Origin of the sequence: Geobacillus sp. Manikaran-105 (assembly GCF_002809955.1) — a bacterium.
Classification (GTDB): domain Bacteria; phylum Bacillota; class Bacilli; order Bacillales; family Anoxybacillaceae; genus Geobacillus; species Geobacillus thermophilus.
On the sequence record NZ_PIJG01000126.1, the window covers coordinates 1 to 1,465 of the forward strand.

2 protein-coding genes are annotated in these 1,465 nt (G+C 42.9%); both read left to right on the forward strand.

Translation table 11 applies throughout. The features are described 5' to 3' along the window. Positions 1–175: transposase (locus CV945_RS16810; RefSeq protein ID WP_157807578.1), on the forward strand; the 175-nt coding region annotated here is incomplete at its 5' end. Between the two features lie 192 nt (positions 176–367). Continuing rightward, positions 368–1,465, forward strand: a 1,098-nt coding sequence (locus tag CV945_RS16815) for an RNA-guided endonuclease InsQ/TnpB family protein (RefSeq protein ID WP_100660196.1), incomplete at its 3' end; no start/stop codon positions are given.

Below are 1,465 nucleotides of genomic sequence, written 5' to 3' on the forward strand. Positions count from 1 at the left end.
ATGGGAAGAATGGATCAGGAAAAAACGCAAAGTCATCGAGACGGTGTTTTCGATTCTCGTAGACCAATACCGGATCACCGACATTCGAGCGAATTCCATGGCCGGGTTTGAAGTGGCACTCGATGGCATCTTGTTGGCTTATTCCTTGGTCACACTAGGGCTGGTTGAGCGCTGACACTCAACTAGCACCACGGGTATCTTTATATTTTTGTTTAATTGTTTTTTTCATCGTCTTTGGCGAGGAGACCCCCACTTCAACGACCAAAGGGAGTAAGTGGGGGAGGAATCGCTTTTTTTGTTTTTGTATCACTAAAAAATATGATATAATATATTATATAATATATTTAGTGAAAGAGAGGTGAGACAAATGGACATGACGTTAACAGCCAAAATAAAAATTTACCCAACAGCGGAACAAGCAGAAGTATTGAAAGCCACCCTTTCCGCTTATCGACAAGCGTGCAACGCTGTATCTGTTGTGATTTTTGACACAAAAGTGCTTGCACAAGCCAAGTTACACGACATGACCTATCGTCTACTTCGATCAAACTACGCTTTGCGTTCGCAAATGGCACAATCTGTAATCAAGACGGTTATCGCTAGATATCGTTCCCTAAAAAGCAATGGTCACGAATGGACATTGGTTCGCTTTAAAAAGCCTGAATATGATCTCGTTTGGAATCGAGATTACTCCATTGTTCAAGGGTTATTTTCTGTCAATACGCTAGAAGGACGAATCAAAGTGCCATTCGAACCAAAAGGCATGGAACAATATTTTGATGGCTCATGGACGTTTGGCACAGCCAAACTCGTCTATAAGCATAACCAATTCTTTTTGCACATCCCCATGACCAAAACAATTCCAACCGTAGATGAACACAACATTCGCCAAGTGGTCGGTGTCGATGTAGGGGTTAACTTTCTTGCAACAGCTTATGATTCGCAAGGGAAAACTACCTTTTTTAACGGACGAAAAATCAAGCATATGCGGGCGAAGTACAAACGAATGCGAAAAACCCTCCAGCAAAAAGGGACGGCTTCTGCGCGTCGGAAGTTGAAAACAATCGGACAACGAGAAAACCGTTGGATGACGGATGTGAACCATGCTGTCACGAAGGCACTCGTTCGTCAATATGGAGAACGTACCCTTTTTGTATTAGAAGATTTAACAGGCATTCGTGAAAAAACAGAACGTGTACGTATCCATGACCGATATGAAACCGTATCGTGGGCGTTCTATCAGTTCCGTCAAATGTTAGAGTATAAGGCACGTTTGCATGGGTCAAAAGTGATGGTGGTTGCTCCGCATTACACCTCTTTGACATGTCCAAAGTGTGGTCATACGGAAAAAGCCAATCGAAACAAGCGTACACACACCTTTTGTTGTCGAACATGCGGATATACCTCAAACGATGACCGCATTGGTGCTATGAACCTTCAACGAAAAGGAATAGAGTACATCGTT